Here is a 508-nt window from a genome sequence, read left to right on the forward strand (position 1 = left end):
TAGCGCTCAAGGCGCTGCCGGAACCGTGGCGGCTCGGTTTTTTCTGGAGAACGGGGAGCAAAAACACGCAAAGGATTTTGAGGCGGCAAAAGAGCAATGCAGGATAGACAATCATGGTCAGAACGTTAACACGTAGCCCCTGATTGTCCGCCTGCCGCTAGCTCAATTTGAAAACATGGCCATGATTCGGCGCTGAATATCACCGTCTTTGTTGACCAGTGTTTTAGTGACAAACGCTGCATGGTTTTTCGTAGTGTTGTATCCCTTCCAGACTTCATGTGGATCGAGGGCATACGCACAAACCTTACCAGCAACGGGGATTCTAACTAATGCATTTTTTGATTCTAAGTAATTGAGCCACCGAATAATTGTGCTTCTGCTAACTCCAAGTTTTTCAGCTAGGAATTGCTGATCCGCAACGACAGCGCCACACGTAGGATCGATATGCTCCGCTAAAAATGAGTACAGCTTCAGTGCTGATATGCCTTGGCTATCCTTCAGCAGCTCT

The 508-nt window shown here is 47.8% G+C and carries 1 protein-coding gene; it reads right to left on the reverse strand.

The window, feature by feature from the left end; translation table 11 throughout:
• Window positions 1–162: 162 nt before the first annotated feature.
• Window positions 163–508 (reverse strand): helix-turn-helix domain-containing protein (locus tag ACYVAA_RS23090; RefSeq protein WP_063090922.1); only part of this gene is annotated, 346 nt, incomplete at its 5' end.

Source organism: Echinicola sediminis (assembly GCF_054777495.1).